The 16755-nt window shown below is 72.5% G+C and carries 12 protein-coding genes and 2 pseudogenes; 8 read left to right on the forward strand and 6 right to left on the reverse strand.

What is annotated here, in order from left to right:
• Nucleotides 1-88 precede the first annotated feature (88 nt).
• From ABZ810_RS16890 to ABZ810_RS16915, 6 genes are all read right to left on the reverse strand, one after another.
• Nucleotides 89-1075 (reverse strand): acyl-CoA dehydrogenase family protein, encoded by a 987-nt coding sequence (locus tag ABZ810_RS16890; RefSeq protein ID WP_358403840.1) that lies wholly within the window; start codon nucleotides 1073-1075, stop codon nucleotides 89-91.
• Nucleotides 1075-2205: an acyl-CoA dehydrogenase family protein gene (locus ABZ810_RS16895; protein ID WP_358403842.1), complete on the reverse strand. Its 1131-nt coding sequence runs from the start codon at nucleotides 2203-2205 to the stop codon at nucleotides 1075-1077. The genes ABZ810_RS16890 and ABZ810_RS16895 overlap by 1 nt, the downstream gene beginning before the upstream one ends.
• A 9-nt stretch (nucleotides 2206-2214) precedes the next feature.
• Nucleotides 2215-2658 carry a nuclear transport factor 2 family protein gene (locus ABZ810_RS16900; RefSeq protein WP_358403844.1) on the reverse strand — a complete coding sequence of 148 codons (444 nt, stop codon included), beginning with the start codon at nucleotides 2656-2658 and terminating at the stop codon, nucleotides 2215-2217.
• 290 nt (nucleotides 2659-2948) lie between these two features.
• Complete coding sequence (gene ligA, locus ABZ810_RS16905; protein ID WP_358403845.1) at nucleotides 2949-4940, reverse strand: NAD-dependent DNA ligase LigA; 1992 nt, start codon at nucleotides 4938-4940, stop codon at nucleotides 2949-2951.
• Between the two features lie 50 nt (nucleotides 4941-4990).
• Nucleotides 4991-5710 carry a signal peptidase I gene (lepB, locus tag ABZ810_RS16910; protein ID WP_358403847.1) on the reverse strand — a complete coding sequence of 240 codons (720 nt, stop codon included), beginning with the start codon at nucleotides 5708-5710 and terminating at the stop codon, nucleotides 4991-4993.
• Nucleotides 5711-5760: 50 nt separating this feature from the next.
• Nucleotides 5761-6489 (reverse strand): NUDIX domain-containing protein, encoded by a 729-nt coding sequence (locus ABZ810_RS16915; protein WP_358403849.1) that lies wholly within the window; start codon nucleotides 6487-6489, stop codon nucleotides 5761-5763.
• Between the two features lie 49 nt (nucleotides 6490-6538).
• Here ABZ810_RS16915 and ABZ810_RS16920 point away from each other — a divergent pair, with 49 nt between their 5' ends.
• The 8 genes and pseudogenes from ABZ810_RS16920 (at nucleotide 6539) to ABZ810_RS16955 (ending at nucleotide 16744) form a co-directional block, all read left to right on the forward strand.
• Entirely contained in the window at nucleotides 6539-7297 is a 759-nt protein-coding gene (locus ABZ810_RS16920; protein ID WP_358403851.1) for a DeoR/GlpR family DNA-binding transcription regulator, read from the forward strand.
• Nucleotides 7298-7384: 87 nt separating this feature from the next.
• Nucleotides 7385-7771: a DUF1330 domain-containing protein gene (locus tag ABZ810_RS16925; RefSeq protein ID WP_358403852.1), complete on the forward strand. Its 387-nt coding sequence runs from the start codon at nucleotides 7385-7387 to the stop codon at nucleotides 7769-7771.
• Between the two features lie 169 nt (nucleotides 7772-7940).
• A complete protein-coding gene (locus ABZ810_RS16930; protein WP_358403854.1) occupies nucleotides 7941-10079 on the forward strand; it encodes an NB-ARC domain-containing protein in 2139 nt (712 codons plus the stop codon).
• Nucleotides 10080-10125: 46 nt separating this feature from the next.
• Nucleotides 10126-11481: an FAD-dependent monooxygenase gene (locus tag ABZ810_RS16935; protein ID WP_358403855.1), complete on the forward strand. Its 1356-nt coding sequence runs from the start codon at nucleotides 10126-10128 to the stop codon at nucleotides 11479-11481.
• A 60-nt stretch (nucleotides 11482-11541) separates the two neighbouring features.
• Nucleotides 11542-12402: pseudogene (locus ABZ810_RS16940) on the forward strand (helix-turn-helix transcriptional regulator); the annotation flags it as partial.
• 138 nt (nucleotides 12403-12540) lie between these two features.
• Nucleotides 12541-13143: pseudogene (locus ABZ810_RS16945) on the forward strand (PP2C family protein-serine/threonine phosphatase); the annotation flags it as partial.
• 386 nt (nucleotides 13144-13529) lie between these two features.
• The gene (locus ABZ810_RS16950) at nucleotides 13530-14540 is read left to right on the forward strand and encodes a ketoacyl-ACP synthase III (RefSeq protein WP_358403857.1); all 1011 of its coding nucleotides are present in this window, start codon (nucleotides 13530-13532) and stop codon (nucleotides 14538-14540) included.
• A 95-nt stretch (nucleotides 14541-14635) separates the two neighbouring features.
• A complete protein-coding gene (locus ABZ810_RS16955; RefSeq protein WP_358403859.1) occupies nucleotides 14636-16744 on the forward strand; it encodes a LuxR family transcriptional regulator in 2109 nt (702 codons plus the stop codon).
• The last annotated feature ends 11 nt before the right edge of the window (nucleotides 16745-16755 follow it).

Raw genomic sequence — 16755 nt, forward strand, 5'->3', positions numbered from 1 at the left:
ACCACCTGACGGCCGCCCGGACGGGACGAAGGGCGCCTCCCCCACGCGGGAGGCGCCCTTCGTGTTCGCGGGACCGGGCCGGTGGCGCTCAGAGAGGCGGTGCGACCGGCAGGCGCCGGGTGCGCAGCAGCTCTTCGCCGAGACCGCGCGTCAGCGTCCGGGCGTCGCCGAGAAGCCCGTCGAGGGTGAGGACGCGCCGGAAGTAGTGATGGAAGTCGTGCTCGTCGGTGAAGCCCACCCCGGCCAGCACCTGCTGGCAGTGCCGCGCCACCGTGCGCGCGTTGCGCCCGGCGACCGCCTTGGCCATCGCCGCCAGCGGCGCGGACCCGGGATCGGACCGGTCCGGCCCCAGCGTCTCGGCCGCGGCCGCGGCCAGGCCCTCCGCGGCCTCGATCGCGACCAGGCTCTCGGCCAGCCGGTGCCGGACGGCCTGGAAGGAGCCGATCGGCCGCCCGAACTGGATCCGGGTCACGGCGTGTTCCCGCGTGAGGCCGAGCATCACCCGGCCGGTCCCGGCCAGCTCGTGCGCCAGCGCCACCTGGCCCGCCGCCACGGCGTCCGCCCAGCGACCGGCCGTGACCTCCACGCGCTCGTCGAGCCGGACGCCCCGCGCCTCGACCGTGACCAGCCCCAGGCGCGGATCGACGCCACCGACCGGCCGGGTCTCCACCTTGCCGGTCTCCACCACGGCCGCCCGCAGGGTCCCGCCGTCCTCGGCCACCACCACGGCGCGGGCGGCCCCCGGCATGCGCGCGGTGCCCAGGCCGCTCACCGTGAGGTCGCCGTCCCGGACGGAGCCGGGCGCCGTGCACGTCCCGAACTCCGGCAGGACGAACGCCGTGTCGCCATCGGCGGGCAGCCCCAGTGCGGTGTTCAGAACGTCGTCGAGGGCCCCCGACGCGGCGTTGGCGCCGCCCTGCCGGGTGAACAGCAGCGGGATGACGTCGGCGGCCTCCTCGGCCAGCGCCTCGCGCCAGCCGATCTCCTCCAGTGCCGCCTCGACCGCCGTCACGTTCTGGTGCCGGAAGGCGCTCTCGAAGCTCTGCGCCAGCAGGCCGGCCGTCTGCGCGTCCATCATCGGTCCGTCCCCAGGTCGAGAAGGCGGCGGGCGATGATGTCGCGCTGGATCTCGGCGCTCCCGCCGTAGATCGTCGCTGCCCGCGAGTACAGGAACTCGGTCCGCCAGCGGTCGCCGCCCGGATCGTCGCCGAGGGCGATGTCCGCGGCCACCGTGTCCGCGGCGAGGTCGAACACCGCCTGTTCCGTGGTCGCCAGCAGCACCTTGTCCACCGACGTCTCCGGCCCGAGCCGGTCACCGCGCGCCATCCGGTGCTGGGTCCCTCGCGAACGCGCGTGGAAGGCGAAAGTCATCTGGACGACCTCGCCCAGGTCGGCGGGGTCGAGCGCACCGTCCGGGGCGGAGGAGAGCAGGCTCCCCAGCCGCTGCCGGAGGTAGGCGCTGCGGTGCCACAGCGAGGTGCTCCGCTCGTAGGGCAGCAGGTCCATCGCGACGGCCCAGCCACGGTCGACCTCGCCCAGCGTCCGGTCGACCGGCACGGGCACGTCGTCGAAGAACACCTCGCAGAACTCGTCCCGCCCGTGGATCGCGCGGATCGGGCGCACGGTGATCCCAGGGGCGTCCATGTCCACGAACAGGGCGGTGATGCCCCTGTGGCCCGACTCCGGCGTACCCGTCCTGGTCAGCAGGACGCACCGGTCGGCGTACTGCGCGAGGCTCGTCCACACCTTCTGGCCGGTGACCCGCCAGACGTCCCCGTCCCTGCGGGCACGGCACGACAGCGAGCCCAGGTTGCTGCCGGTGCTCGGCTCGGAGAAGCCCTGGCACCAGGTCTCCTCGCCCCGCAGGAGCCGCGGCACCATCTCCGCCGCCAGCTCCGGCCGGGCGAACTCGATCATGGTGGGCGCCAGCACCTCGGTCATGGAGTAGATGCCGGGGTCGATCAGGTCCCGGTACGCCAGCGCCTCCCCCAGGTAGGCGCGCATGAGCGTGGACCCGCCGAGCCCTCCGACCCATTCGGGCCAGCCCCGGCGCATGAATCCCGCGTCGTAGGTCATGCGCCGCACCTTGGAGACGTGCTCCATCTCCTGGTCGAGCGTGACGTCGGGACCGAATTCAGCCCTGAGCTCCGGCTCGTGCTCGTCGAGCCACCCGTCCAGGCCGTCGCGAAACTCCTGAAGGTCCATGGACGCGCGTCAACTCGCGGTCGTGCGCCCGGGCGCCGGACGCCGCGGGTCATGGGGTCGCCCCGAGTCACGGGAACCATCGCGGCGCAGGAACGTCATCGCCCTCGTGTGCAGCCGCCATCCGTCCGGAGTACGGAGGTAGGTGTCGGTGTAGTACCCGATGCGCATCGAGTGGTCGGCCTGGGCGACGAAACACAGCGGCTGCTCGCCCCTCGCCGACCCCTCCCCGTCGAAGGTGATCGCCGGGGTGCTCACCGCGAACAACCCCTTGGGCGCGGCCGCGACCAGCTCGGGGAAATCGGCGACCCCGTACTTCTCCCCGAAGGCGCTGTAGGTGCCGTCCGGCGAGAACACCGCCACGACGGACTCCACGTCGTCCTTCGTCATACCGGCCGCGTAACGTGCGAGCAGCTGCTCGATCTCGATGATGTCGGCGATACGTGAGCTCTCCACGCTTCGACCTCCGGGGTAGGAATCATGGGCCGAGCCGGCCGGCCCTGCCGGTTCCGCTCGTCGGCGATCCTAACTCGACTTCGACGTCAATTCCAGTCTTACGCCGTCCGGCGGCGGGAACGCACCCCGGGCCTCCCACCTGCACTCCCAGCACCCCCGACCCACGTCTCAGCCACCCGGCACCCGCGTCGATCATGCGCTCCCCGATGACCTGGCGATCGTGCCGCTCGACCGCCCGCCCGCCGGGAACGCGGCACCTGCCTCCGCCTCTGACGCGCGGCGTGGAGGGGTCAGATGACGCCGGCTTCGGTCAGCCAGGTCCAGAGGGTGGGCTGGTCGATGACGGTGACGCCGAGCTTCTCGGCTTTGGTGATCTTGGCGGCGCCGACGTTGTCGCCGGCCAGGAGGTAGTCGGTGGCGGCGGAGACCGAGGAGGCGGTGGTCGCGGCGGCCTGCTCGACCAGGCGGGTGACGTCCGGGCGGCTGATCTTCGCGCCCGAGCGCGGGTCGATGAAAGCACCGGTGATCACCACCGACTTGCCCTTGAGGGGCGAGTCGCCCGCGGCCGCCTTGTCGACCGGCCGGTCCTCGGGCAGGACGTCGAGGTCCACGCCGCGTTCGCGCAGCGCGGCGATCTCTTCCTGGACCTCCGTGCGGGCGAAGAAGGCCACGATGCTCTCGGCGGCCTTCGGACCGATGTCGCGGATCGCCACCAGGTCCTCGGCCGTCGCCGCCGCGACGTCCTCGATGCGCTCGTAGCCCGCCAGGCACAGGCGCTTGGCGGTGCCCTCGGACGCCATCGGGATCGCCAGCCCGATCAGCGCGCGGCGGAGCCCCATGCCCTTGGAGGACGCGATCGACTCGACCATGTTCCTGGCGCTGACCTCGCCCATGCGCTCGTAGCCGAGCAGTTGATCGGCCGTCAGGTCGTACAGGTCGCTGCGGCGCTTGAGCACGCCGTCCTCGGCCAGCTTCTCGATCCAGACGTCGCCGACGCCCTCCATGTCGGCCGCCTGACGCGAGGCCCAGTGCATCAGCCGGCGCGTCGCCTGCGCCGGGCACTGGAGGTTCAGGCACCAGCGCTCCTCGCCGGTGCCGCGGACCTCCAGCTCCGAGCCGCACGACGGGCAGTGCGCCGGCGGAACGATCTCGGCCTCGCTGCCATCGCGCCGCTCGGGCAGCGAGCGGCCCGCGAACGGGATCACGTCGCCGCGCCGCACGACCGCGACCGTGTCGCCGATGCGCAGGTCGCGTTCGCGGATCAGCCGCGGGTTGTGCAGGGTGATGTTCTCCACCGTCACGCCGCCGACGAACACCGGCGCGACCTTCGCGCGGGGCGGGACACGGCCGATCTTGCCCACCGGCCACTCGACGGAGAGCAGCGTCGTCAGTTTCTCTTCCGGCGGGTACTTGAACGCGATCGCCCCGCGCGGCTCGGCGCTGTTGAAGCCCGCCGCGTCGAACGCCGCCGGCTCGTGCAGCCGCACCACCGCGCCGTCGATGTCGTAGTCCAGCCCGTCGCGGCGGCCGCCGATCGTGTCGATCGCCGCCACCACCTCCTCGACGGTCGCGCACACGTACTGCTCGACCGGCTCGAACCCGTCCGGGATCTGGACGGCGGCGCCGTCGCGGTCGGCGCCGAACGCCACGAACCGCAGCAGCCGCTTGGCCTGGGCGGCCGCCTCGGGGTCCTTCAGCACCAGCGTCCCCGCCGCACCCGAACGCGGGTTGGTGAGCGTCCGCTCCGGATGCGCCTCGTTGTAGGCCGTCCACACCGACCGCAACATCACCGCCTCGCCGCGCACCTCGATGCGCCCGGGCGCCTCGATCCGCGTCGGCAGGCCCGGGATCACGTGCCGCACCTTGTCGGTGACCAGCTCGCCGACCGTGCCGGTGCCGCGCGTGGCGACGTAGTCGAGCTCCCCGTCGGTGTAGACGATGCTGAGCGAGAGCCCGTCGAGCTTCTCCGACACGCGGAACACCTGGCCGCCGAACCGCTCGCAGAACGTGCGGACCTGCACCTCGCCCGTCGCCTTCGCCAGCGAGAGCATCGGGCGCGCGTGCCGCACCGTCGGACCGGTCAGCTCCGCCGGCGCGTTCACCCTGCCCAGCGGGCTGTCGGCCGGCTCGAGCTCGGGACGCTCGGCGACCAGCGCCGCCAGCTCGTCCTTCAACGCGTCGTAGTCCGCGTCGGGCAGCGGGCTGTCACCGGTGCCGTAGTACAGGTCATTCAGCCGCTTGACCTCAGCGGTCAGCTCAGCGATGCGCTTCTCAACGTCCACCCCTCGATTAAACGCCACGCCACCGACAACGGCCGGGGGCGGCGCCGTCCTCATCGCGCGGCGGATCGCCTGCGGTCACGCACGTGGGCGGCGACCGCCACGAGGACGGTGAACGGCAAGGCCAGCGCGGCCAACGTTCCCACGAGGATCGTGACCAGAGGAGCGGGCGGCCCGCCCCTTCGTTCGGCGAGCCCGGCTTCGACGAAGGCGTCGGGCGTCGTCACACCGTGCCAGTCGGCTCCGGAGCCGGCCGCGATGACGTGCCCCTGGACGCCCCGTGCGTCGACCGTGCCGTTCGAGGACATGCGCTGGTGCTGCACGGAGTCGACCGCCGCACCCCGGTGGTCTCCCATCAGCCACAGGCGTCCCGGAGGAACGGTCACGTCCAGTCTCGCTCCGGGCAGGCCGGCCGAGCGCCCGAGGTAGCTCTCCCGGAGCGGCTTGCCGTTGACGGCGACCTGGCCGTTCGCTCCGACGGAGATCCGGTCACCGCCGACGCCGATGACCCTGAGCAGGAACAGGCCGTTCTTCCGCTCCCGCCACTCGGGTGCCTCGATCGCGACGATGTCGCCCCGCCTGACGTCGTCTCCTCGTTCCAGGACGACCGTCTCCCCCACCTGGAGCGTCCCCTTCATCGCCACGGACGGGATCCTGAACATGCTCACCCCGGCGATCGTCACGCCGAAGGCGACGAGAGCGACCAGCGCTTCGAGGGCCAGCACGCCGCCCAGGACGGCGGCCTTCATCCGGCCGCGCGGCCGACCTTCCATGCGAACTCCCCGGCGTCGCCGCATGAAGTGATCATCATGCGGACCGACACTCAACCACCGACCGGCGAGGCGTGCCAAGAGCCGGCGGCGAAGGGGCCGTTCAGGGCGGCCCATTGGAGCAGGAGGATCGTCTTGCCGTCGGCTATGCGGCCGTCGCGGGTCATGGCGAGGGCCTCGGCGAAGGGGAGTTCGAGGACCTCGATGTCCTCGCCGTCGTCCTCCAGGCCGCCGCCGTGCCCGGTGCGGTCGGCCGGGGTGTAGGGGGCGGCGTAGAAGTGGAGGCGCTCGGTGACCGAGCCGGGGCTCATGTAGACGTCGAAGACGTGGGTGAGCGGGCCGAGGGTGACGCCGAGCTCCTCGGCGGCCTCGCGGCGGATGGCGGCGAGCGGGGCGTCGCCGTCGAGCAGGCCGGCCGCGGCCTCGACGAGCAGGCCGTCCGGGTGGTCGTTGACGTAGGCCGGGTAGCGGAACTGGCGGGTGAGCAGCACGACCCGGCGCTCGGCGTCGTACGGCAGGACGACCGCGCCGTTGCCGCGGTCGTAGGTCTCGCGCTGCTCGGTGACCCAGCGGCCGTCGCGGCGCCTGTAGTCGAACGTGGTGCGCCGCAGGACGTGCCAGCCCTGGGAGGTGAGCTCGACGTCGCGGACCACGACGCCGGGGTTGCGGTGCAGGTCGCGCCCGGCGCGGTCGAGTCCGGTGCGGCCGCGGTGGTCGGGGGCGTCGATGCCGGGGCGGGCGTTCACGGGTTCGGTGATGAGCAGCGTCGGTTCGTCGTTCATATAAGGCTAGGATACATGCAGAAACGTGCAACAACGGGAGAGAGTACGGATGCTGGCCGCTGAACGACGCGATCATCTGCTGGGACTGCTCGCCCGCGAGGGCAAGGTCGTCGCCAAGGACGTCGCCGCCGACCTGGGCATTTCCGAGGACAGCGTGCGGCGCGACCTCCGCGACCTCGCCGCCGAGGGGCTCTGCCATCGCGTGTACGGCGGGGCGCTCCCCGTCTCCCCCGCCGTGGCGGACTACTCCGCCCGGATGGCCGTGACTCCCGAGGGGAAACAGAAGGTGGCCGCGGCGGCCGCCGCGCTGGTCCAGCCGGACAGCGCCCTGATCCTCGACGGCGGCACCACGGCCCTGGCCGTCGCCCACGGCCTCCCGCGGCGGCTGGCCTGCACCGTGATCACGCACAGCCCGACCATCGTGGCCGCGCTGCTCGACCATCCCCGGATCGAGCTGCTCATGCTGGGCGGCCGCATCTTCAAGCACTCGGCGGTCGCCTGCGGTGCCGCCGCGGTCGAGGCCGCCCAGAACGTCTCGGCCGACCTCTGCCTGCTCGGCGTCACCGGCGTCCACCCGGAGGCGGGCCTGACCACCGGCGACGCCGAGGAGGCCGCGATGAAGCGCGCCCTGGCCGCACGCGCCGCCGACACCTACGTCCTCGCCTCGTCCGAGAAGATCGGCGCGGCCTCGCGGTTCCGCGTTCTGCCCTGGGAGGAGATCAGCGGCCTCATCACCGACGCCGACCCCCACCACACGATCGTCGAGCGGCTCACCACCCGAGGCATAGAAGTCCTGACGGCCTCCTGAGCCACGGGTCATCCGGTGGGGGGCCGGGGGCGAATCAGGGGGGACGCGGGGAGGTCGCGGATGGGTGAGTGGGATTCGGGATTGCGGTTGAGCGCTGAGGACGTGGAGGCGCTCGAACGGGTCGCGGGCATGGAGGGGCCGGTGGTCGTGGTGAACCTGTTCGCGCTGCGCGACCAGGCCGTCTACGACGGCGATCGGGACGGGCCGTGCAGTGGCGTGGAGGCGATGCTGCGTTACGCGGCGGTCAGCCGGGAACGGGTGGCCGCGGTGGGCGGCCGGTTCGTGCATCGCGGGTTCGGCGGGCACGCGGTGTGGGGCCGGGGAGAACGGTGGGATCTGGTCGTGGTAGCCCGTTACCCGAGCGGGGCGGCGGTGCTGGAACTGTTCCGCGACCCTGTCTATCTGGACGTTTACCGGCACCGGCGTGCGGCGGTGAGCGATCAGCGTGTGGTGGTGTCACCGCCGCTCCCCTGAGGCGTTCGGCAATTCCGGGCCAGATCCGGACATGCGGCAAGGCGGGCAGTCATCGGCTTTTCCAAGGTTTTGGTTGAAGAATGCGCTAAGTTCGCCCGGATCATTTGGTTAGAGTGTGGCCACGGGGGCTTCGCACTGTTATGGCCGCTGGTGGGGAGTTGAGTCGATCGTGGTCCAGTTCGCTGCGCGCGGGAGGGGCAATCTGGCCCTCCAACCGACCGCCCTTGTCGGCCGGCGGTCCGAGCTGGCCGAGCTCAAGCGGCTGTGCCGGCCCGGACGCCTGGTGACGGCGACGGGAGTCGGCGGCGTCGGCAAGACGCGGGTGGCGCTGGAGGCGGCGCGGGAGCTCCAGGACGGTTTCCCCGACGGTGTCTGGGTGGTCGACCTGTCGGCCCTGCGGGACGCTTCGCTGGTCGGTCACGCGATCGCCCGCACGCTGCGGGTCGTCGACCAGACCGCGCGCCCGCAGCTCGACGTTCTGGCCGATCACCTGGTCGGCAAGCGGCTGCTGCTGGTGCTGGACACCTGCGAGCACCTGAGGGAGACCGCCTCGGGCGTGGCCGAGGTGCTGCTCGCGGCCGCCCCCGGGTTGTGCGTGCTGGCGACCAGCCGGCAGCCGCTCGGTCTCGGCGGCGAGCGGGTGGTCCCGATCGCCCCGCTGGCGACGGCCGACCCCGAGGTGATGCCCGTCGACACGGCCGTGCGCCCGCCGGCGTTCGACCTGTTCGAGCAGCGCGCGACCGCGGTCATGGGCGGCTTCGAGGTGGACGAGCGCAACTGGCGCACCGTGGCGCGGCTGTGCCGGCGGCTGGAGGGACTGCCGCTGGCGCTGGAGCTCGCCGCCGGGCAGCTCCGGCACGTCCCCCTGGAAGACCTGCTCGAGCGCCTGGACGACCGGTTCCGGGTGCTGGTCGACGAGGCCGAGCCCGCGGACGTGTCGCGGCACGACGCGCTGCGCACGACCGTCGGCTGGAGCCACGAGCTCTGCACGCGGCAGGAACGGCTGCTGTGGGCGCGGCTGTCGGTGTTCGCGGGCGAATTCGCCCCGGAGACGGCCGCGGCCGTGTGCAACGACCGCGTGCTGCCCGTGGGCGACGTGGGCCCGACGCTGGCGCGCCTGGCCGACAAGTCGATCCTGACGCGCGTCGAGGACGGGGCGGTCACCCGCTACCGGCTGCTGGACACCCTGCGCGAGTACGGCGCGGAGTGGCTCCGCGAGCTGGGCGAGCAGGACGACCTGCGGCGCCGGCATCTGGACTGGTGCCTGCAGCTGGTCGAACGGTGCGAGCGCGAGTGGTTCGGCGCCGGGCAGGCCGAGATCTTCCAGCTCCTGCGCGGTGTGCACGTCGACCTGAGCGCCGCGCTCAAGTACTGCCTCACCACGCCGGGCCAGGTGCAGACCGGGCTGCGGATGGCGGCCGCGATGTGCTTCTACTGGGTGGGCTGCGGCTTCCTCAACGAGGGCCGCTGCTGGCTCGACTGGGCGCTCGCGCTGGACGCCGAGCCGACCGAGGCGCGGGCCGCGGCGTTGTGGGTCGACGGCTACATCGCCATCAAGCAGGGCGACACCGACGGCGCCTCCGCGCTGCTGGAGGCGAGCCAGGCGCAGGCGCAGCGGACCGGAGACCGGGTGGCGCTGGCCAACGCGATCCACCGGCTGGGCTGTGTCGCCCTGGTGACCGACGACCACGCGCGGGCGTCGGTGCTGTTCAAGGACGCGCTCGCCCGGTACGAGGCCCTCGGCGGGCTCGACACGACCGTGATCATGGCCCGGGTCGAGTTCGCGATGACGAACGCGTTCCAGGGCGACCTGCCGTTCGCCGTCGAGTTGTGCGAGGGCGTCCGCGCCATCTGCGAGGAGCACGGCGAAGGGTGGGTCAAGGCGTACGCGCTGTACGTGCTGGCGTTCGCGAGCTGGACGGCGGGCCGGGCCGAGGAGGCGACCGCGCTCGCGCGGGAGAGCCTGCGCCTCAGCCGCACGTTCCACGATCTGGTGTGCGCGGTCCTGTCCATCGAGCTGCTCGCGCTCTTCCAGGCGGCGAGCGGCCGTCCCGAGGACGCGTCGGCGCTGCAGGGCGCGGCCAAGCGCGTGTGGCGGACCGTCGGGCTCCCGCTCTTCGGCTCCGCCTACTTCAACGCGCCGCACGGCCAGGGCGAGGCGCTGGCCCGCGAGGCGCTGGGCGACGCCGCCTACGACCGGCACTTCGAGGACGGCACGCGCCTCGACCTCGACCAGGCGGTCGCCTTCGCCATGGGCGAGAGCCCAGGGCGCCTGGCGTCCCAGGACGGCTCCCATCACCGTCGTTGACCACGCGGAACGAGCGTTCTGCCTACCGGAACTGTGAGGGAGCACTGTGAGCGAGTCCCGCGATCATGTCGTCGTCATCGGTGGCAGCATGGCCGGGCTGCTGGCGGCCAGGGTGCTGAGCGACCACTTCGACCGGGTCACGCTGGTCGAGCGGGACAGGTTCCCCGACGCGGCGGCCTCGCGTCCCGGGCTCGGCCAGGCCCGGCACCTGCACGTGTTCTGGAGCCGCGGCCTGGAGATCGCCGAGGAGCTGTTCCCGGGGCTCGAGGACGAGCTGCGCACCGCGGGCGTGCCGGAGATCCGGGTGCCCGCCGACCTGCTGTGGATGACGCCGGCGGGGTGGCGCCGCCGCTTCGAGTCCACCCGGCTGATGACCCTCAGCCGCGACCTGCTCGACTTCACCATCCGGTCGCGGCTGGCCAAGGACGAGCGCGTCAAGGTGATCGACGGCCGGGAGGCGATCGACCTGGTCGCCGACAACGGCAGGGTCACCGGCCTGCGGACGCGCGAACGCGGGACCACCGAGCCGGGTGAGACCCTCACCGCCGACCTCGTCATCGACGCCACCGGGCGCAGCTCGAAGACCCCCGAGTGGCTGGAGCAGCTCGGCTTCCCCGCCGCCCGCAGGACCCTGATCGACCCGCAGCTGGGGTACGCGAGCCGCAACTACGCCATCCCGGACGGCTTCGACCCCGGGTGGAAGGCGCTCTACCTCCAGGCCAGGGCACCGGGCACGCGCACCGGCGCGTTGTTCCCCCAGGAGGGGGGACGCTGGATCGTCAGCCTGTTCGGCGTCGGGCGCGACTTCCCGCCCACCGACGAGGACGGCTTCCTGGAGTTCGCCAAGAGCCTGCGCAGCCCGGTGCTGTACGAGGCGATCCGCGAGGCCGAGCCGCTCACGCCGATCGTCAGCTACCGGCGCACCTCCAACGTCCGCCACCACTACGAGCGGATGTCGCGCTGGCCCGAGCGCCTCATGACCATCGGCGACTCGTTGTGCGCGTTCAACCCGCTGTACGGCCAGGGGATGAGCGTCGCGGCCAAGTCCGCGCTGACGCTGGACGCGTGCCTGCGCGACGGCGGCGACCTCGACGGGCTGGCGCGGCGTTTCCACCGGCGGGTGGTCAAGAACGCGGCGGGCCCCTGGCTGGTGGCGACCGGCGAGGACCTGCGCTACGACACCACCGAGGGCGGCTCGGCCGGGCTGCAGACGCGGATCCTCAACCGGTACGTGGACCGGGTGCAGGCGCTCGCGAACGTCGACCAGCGCGTCTGCGACCGGCTCATCAGCGTGTTGTCGCTGCACGCGCAGCCCCAGTCGCTGTTCATGCCGGACGTGGTGTGGCGCGCCGCCACCATGCGCGTCCGGCAACCCGCCGGTCCCGACGCCCTCTCGCCTTGATCGGGCGCCGCGGGTCGCCGGAGGAAGTAAGGTCAACGCACGTGTCCAGGGAGGTGAGAGATGACCGTTGAACGACCCGGTTCGGGTTCGACGGTGCTCCGTATCCTCCTCGGCGCGCAGCTGCGCCGCCTGCGCGAGACGGCCGGGCTGACCCGGCAGGAGGCCGGCTACACCATCCGGTCGTCGGAGTCGAAGATCAGCCGGCTGGAGCTGGGACGCGTGAGCTTCAAGGAGCGCGACGTCGCCGACCTGCTCACGCTCTACAAGGTGACCGACGACGACCAGCGCGACCTCCTGCTGAGGTGGGCGCGCGACGCCAACAAGCCGGGCTGGTGGCACAGCTACAACGACGTGCTGCCCAACTGGTTCCAGAGCTACCTGGGCCTGGAGGAGTCGGCGTCGCTGATCCGGACGTACGAGATCCAGTTCATCCCGGGGCTGCTGCAGACCCCCGAGTACGCCCGCGCGATCATCCAGCTCGGCAAGCCCAGCGCCTCCCCCGCCGAGCTGGACCAGCGGGTCGAGCTGCGGTTGCAGCGGCAGGAACGCCTCACCGGTCCCGGCGTCCCCCAGCTGTGGGCCGTCATCGACGAGGCGGCGCTGCGCCGCCCGATCGGCGGGCCCGACGTGATGCGCGGCCAGATCGAGCACCTCATCACCCAGTGCGGCCAGCCCCGCACCACGATCCAGGTGATGCCGTTCCGCTCCGGCGGGCACCGCGCGGAGGCCGGCGCGTTCAGCGTGCTGCGCTTCCCCGAGCGCGACGTCCCGGACGTGGTCTACCTCGAGAACCTCACCGGCGCGCTCTACCTGGACAGGTCCGACGAGGTCGACCACTACCTCCGCGTGATGGAGGAGCTGTGCGTGCAGAGCACGACCCCCGAGTCGACCCCTGACCTGCTCCTGGAGATCCTTCGCCAGGACTACGGCGCCAGGGCGGTCGTGGGGCCCGGCCCGCACATCACGACGGCCGGCACCCACGTGCGCCGGATCCCGTCGGCGGCCCAGGCCGAGGGCGACTTCCACGAGGTCGTCGCGACGCCCTACGGCACGCGCATCCTGGTCGGCGACGTCCTCGGCGTGACCGACGGCGCCGGGGAGACGGCGGTGCGCCTGGTCGACGCGTTCCGGCAGCTGGCGGTCAACGAGCGGACCTTGTCCGGGGTGGCCGCGCGCATGAGCGCGGTCCTCGACCCGGACGCGAGCCCCGAGCAGTTCGTCACCGCCGTCCTGGTCACCCTGCACGAGGACGACGAGCACGCCGAGGTCGTGTGCTGCGGCGGCCCCGTGCCCCTCCTGCTGCGCGACGACCGGGCGTTCGCCATCGAGCCGCTGCCGTCGCACCCGCCGCTGAGCCTGCTCGACCTCACCGGCCACTGGGGCGAGACGACCACCGTTCCCTTCCGTCCCAACGACCGGCTGCTGCTCTACACCCACGGCGCGAGCGAGGCGGGCCTGCGGCGGGGATACCCGGTCGCGGAGCGCGTCTCCGTCCTGGAGACGCGCGATCCGGAGGCGATCCTGGACGGCGTCCAGAGCGGCCTGGTGGAGCACGCCGGCGACGACGCACGCATCTCGACGACGTTCCTGATGGCGCACTTCGACCGGCTACCGGCCCGCACGGCCGCCGGCCGGGCGCAACGCCTCAGCATCCCCGAGTGACCGACACCTCGACCTGACCGCCATTCTCCTGTGACTCAGATCACATCCGAGGGCTCAAGGCAGGTCAGCAAATACTTACCAATTAGTAGCAATTGTGGGCGCCAGGCGCGGCATTGACCCCCCGAGACGCGGGGGTGCACAGTGTTCCCTGCTGTTCACAAACACCGCGCCTGCACCATCGGAGAGCACGGGCGACCACCATGCCTCCGGCCCCTTTCCGGGCGGATCGTCGAAACGATCTTCCTTGCCCGCCATTCGTCGCCGCGCCATTCGCCGGGCGAGAACGGCAGGCTCCACCAGGTCTTTCCCGTGTCCTCTTCGCACCGCGGAAACCCTCCCCAGGCGCATCGACCGGCTCCCCTTCCTACGTATGTGGTGGTTCACGGATGACGAACATCGGAATCGTCGGAGTCGGCGCCTACCTTCCCGAACGCGTTCTGACGAATGCCGAGATCGAGGAGTTCTCTGATTACGACCGTTCCGCGCGGAGGGGCAGGGCGCTGCACGAGTGGGCGACCCGGATCCACGGTGGCGTCGAACGCCGCAGGGCCGCCCCGGACGAGGCGACGTCGGACCTGTGCACGAAGGCGGCACAGGTCGCGCTGAAGGACGCGGGATACGACGCCGGCGACGTCGACCTGCTCGTGCTCGCCACGCTGTCCAACGACCACCGCCTGCCCCCGGCGTCGGCCAAGGTGCAGCACAACCTGGGCTTCGAGGGGAAGTTCATCCAGCTCGACAGCGCCTGCACCGGTTTCCTCGACGCCGTCCTGGTCGGCAAGGCCCTCCTCGAGACGGGGATGTACGCCCGCGCGCTCGTGGTGTGCGGCGACGTCACGGGCCCGTGGCTCGACCCGCGGGACTGGCTCACCCAGTCGGTGTTCGGCGACGGCGCGGGCGCCGCGGTCCTCGAGCCGGTCGCCGACGGGTACGGCCTGACGCACATGGTCTCGGGGTCGGACGGGCACCTCGGCGACTACATCACCATCCACGACCGCGGCAGCCGTCCCGAGTCCGACCCGTTCCTGCGGATCGACTTCGGCAAGGTGCACACGTGGGGCATCGGCCGGATGGCCGAGGCCGGCCGCCAGGTGCTCAAGCGGGCGGAGCTGGAACCCGCCGACCTCGACCTCGTCGTGCCGCATCAGGCGTCCGCCCGCATGGTGCGGGAGACGGCGGAGTACCTCGGCGTGAGCATGGACAAGGTGGTCCTCACCTACCCCTACGTCGGCAACACCGTCGGGTCGTCGGTGGGCGTCGCGCTGCACGAGCACCACAGCAGGACACCGATCCAGGACGGTGACCACGTCCTCCTGATCTCCGTCGGGGCGGGGATGGCGTGGTGCGCCGGGCTCCTTCGATGGGGCGGCCGCCGTTCGGCCGAGCTTTCCGGATAACCGGTTTCGCCGATCCGGCGCGTCGCACGCCGAGCGGGGTCAGGATTGTCTCACCATGTGTGGTGGGGTCGATTCGGCGGGTGACGGTCATGGCGATGGACGAGCGGACCGGAAACCTGCCCGTGGAGACGAGCAGGCTGATCGGGCGGTCCCGGGAGCTCTCCGACCTGGAACGCCTGTGCGCCGGGTCCCGGCTGGTGACGATCACCGGAGTGGGCGGGGTGGGCAAGACGCGGCTGGCGTTGCGGGCCGCCACCACGCTGGCCCCCCGCTTCGCCGACGGGGCGTGGTGGGCGGCGCTGTCGCCGCTGGCCGAGGACGCCCTGCTGCCGTTCACGATCGCGCAGGCGCTGCCGCTGGCCGACCAGACGCCCCGGACGATGATCGAGGTGGTGACCGGCTATCTGGCCGGCCGGGAGGTGCTGCTGATCCTGGACACCTGCGAGCACCTCTCCGAGGCCTGCGCGCGGATCGCCCGGATCATGCTGGCCGCCGCGCCGCGCCTGCGGATCCTGGCCACCAGCCGCCGTCCCCTGGGCGTCCCGGGCGAGGGGCTGCTCCCCCTGGCACCGCTGCCCGTCCCCCACGGCGAGGGCGTGGGCGCCCGCAGCGAGGACGCGCTGACGTTGCTGGCCGAACGTGCCGCCGAGGCGGTCCCGGGGTTCACCGTCACCGGCGCCGACCGCCCCGAGGTGGTGCGGTTGTGCCGGCGGCTGGACGGGCTGCCGCTGGCGATCGAGCTGGCCGCGGCGCGGCTGGCGGAGATGCCGCTGGCCGAGATGAACGACCGCATGGAGGACCGGTTCGAGGTCCTGGAGGACGTCGAGCAGGAGACCTCCGCCGCCGACCCGCCCTGGCACCGGGGGCTGCGCACCGCGATCGGGTGGAGCCACGAGCTGTGCACCCCGCACGAACGGCTGCTGTGGGCCCGCGCCTCGGTGTTCGCCGGTTCGTTCGGCGTCGGCACCACCGCCCAGGTGTGCGCCGACCGCCTGCTCCCGGCCGTGGAGATCCCCGAGCTCCTGGACGCCCTCGCCGACAAGTCCATCCTCATCCAGACGGAGGCGCAGGACGGCGTGCGGCGGTTCAGGATGCTCGACAGCATCCGCGCGTACGGCACGTTCTGGCTGCGCGGCCTGGGCGAACACCACGGGCTGGCGGAGCGGCACCGCGACCACTACCTGGCGCTCGCCGGCAACGCCGCCACCGGATGGCTGGGCCCCGACCAGCTCGCGTGGTGCCGTCGCCTGACCGCCGACCACGACGACCTGCGCGCCGCCCTGGAGTTCTGCCTCGCCCACCCGGAGGACGACGGCGCGCTGGAGCTGGCCGGCACGTTGTGGTTCTTCTGGTACGCCTGCGGGTTCCCCAAGGAGGGCCAGCGTTACCTCGAACGCGCCCTGGCGCTGGATCCCGGCGCCGGTCCGAGCCCGGTCCGCAACCGCGTGTTGTGGGCGCTGGCGCTGGTCCTGCTCAGCCAGGGCGACATCGCCGCCGGCCAGGCGCGGGCCGCCGAGTGCGCCGCCGCCGCCGACCGGATCGGCGACTCCGCGGGAGCCGACGGGGCCCAGGTGGCCCTGGCGTGCGCCGCGGCGATCAGCGGTGACCTGCCCGCGCAGATCTCCTTGTCGGAGGCCATGCTCGCCCGCCGGCGTGACGACGGCACGTTCTGCCTTCCCGCCCTCTACGGCCGGCTGGTGCGCGGCATCGCCTACATCACCCAAGGCCGCCCCAAGGACGCCATCGTCCTGCTGGAGGAGCTGCGGGCCCTGTGCGAGCGGCACAACGAGCACTGGGTGCGCGGCTACAGCGACGTCTTCCGCGCCCAGGCCGAGCTGGCCGCCGGCGACCCGGCCGCCGCCTACCGGTCCGGCCAGGCGGCCCTGGCCGGCAAGCACCGGCTGAACGACCGGCTCGGCGCCGCGCTGGCCCTGGACATGCTCGGCCCGGCCGCGCTCGCCCTCGGCCGGCACCGCCAGGCCGCCCACCTCTTCGGCCTGGCGCAACGGGTGTGGGACACCATCGGCCGCTCGCAGGTCGGCATCACCGCCTGGGTCGCCGCGCGCCGCGCCGGCGAGGACCAGGCCCGCCGGGCCCTGGGCGAGGCCGCCTACCGGATCGCCTATCGCACCGGCTACGACACCGACGTCGAGACCGGCATCGCCCAGGCCCTGGACGCCGGCCCCGCCCTGCCCGCCCACTGAGCCGCCGCCGA

It is taken from the genome of Spirillospora sp. NPDC047279 (assembly GCF_040643285.1).
GTDB lineage: Bacteria > Actinomycetota > Actinomycetes > Streptosporangiales > Streptosporangiaceae > Spirillospora.

Excerpts from the sequence above, each read along its gene's own strand:
- ABZ810_RS16890 (WP_358403840.1), bottom strand. The coding sequence starts at position 1,075 with ATGGACGCGCAGACGGCCGGCCTGCTGGCGCAGAGCTTCGAGAGCGCC.
- ABZ810_RS16895 (WP_358403842.1), bottom strand. The coding sequence starts at position 2,205 with ATGGACCTTCAGGAGTTTCGCGACGGCCTGGACGGGTGGCTCGACGAG.
- lepB (WP_358403847.1), bottom strand. The coding sequence starts at position 5,710 with ATGGAAGGTCGGCCGCGCGGCCGGATGAAGGCCGCCGTCCTGGGCGGC.
- ABZ810_RS16915 (WP_358403849.1), bottom strand. The coding sequence starts at position 6,489 with ATGAACGACGAACCGACGCTGCTCATCACCGAACCCGTGAACGCCCGC.
- ABZ810_RS16920 (WP_358403851.1), top strand. The coding sequence starts at position 6,539 with ATGCTGGCCGCTGAACGACGCGATCATCTGCTGGGACTGCTCGCCCGC.
- ABZ810_RS16950 (WP_358403857.1), top strand. The coding sequence starts at position 13,530 with ATGACGAACATCGGAATCGTCGGAGTCGGCGCCTACCTTCCCGAACGC.
- ABZ810_RS16955 (WP_358403859.1), top strand. The coding sequence starts at position 14,636 with ATGGACGAGCGGACCGGAAACCTGCCCGTGGAGACGAGCAGGCTGATC.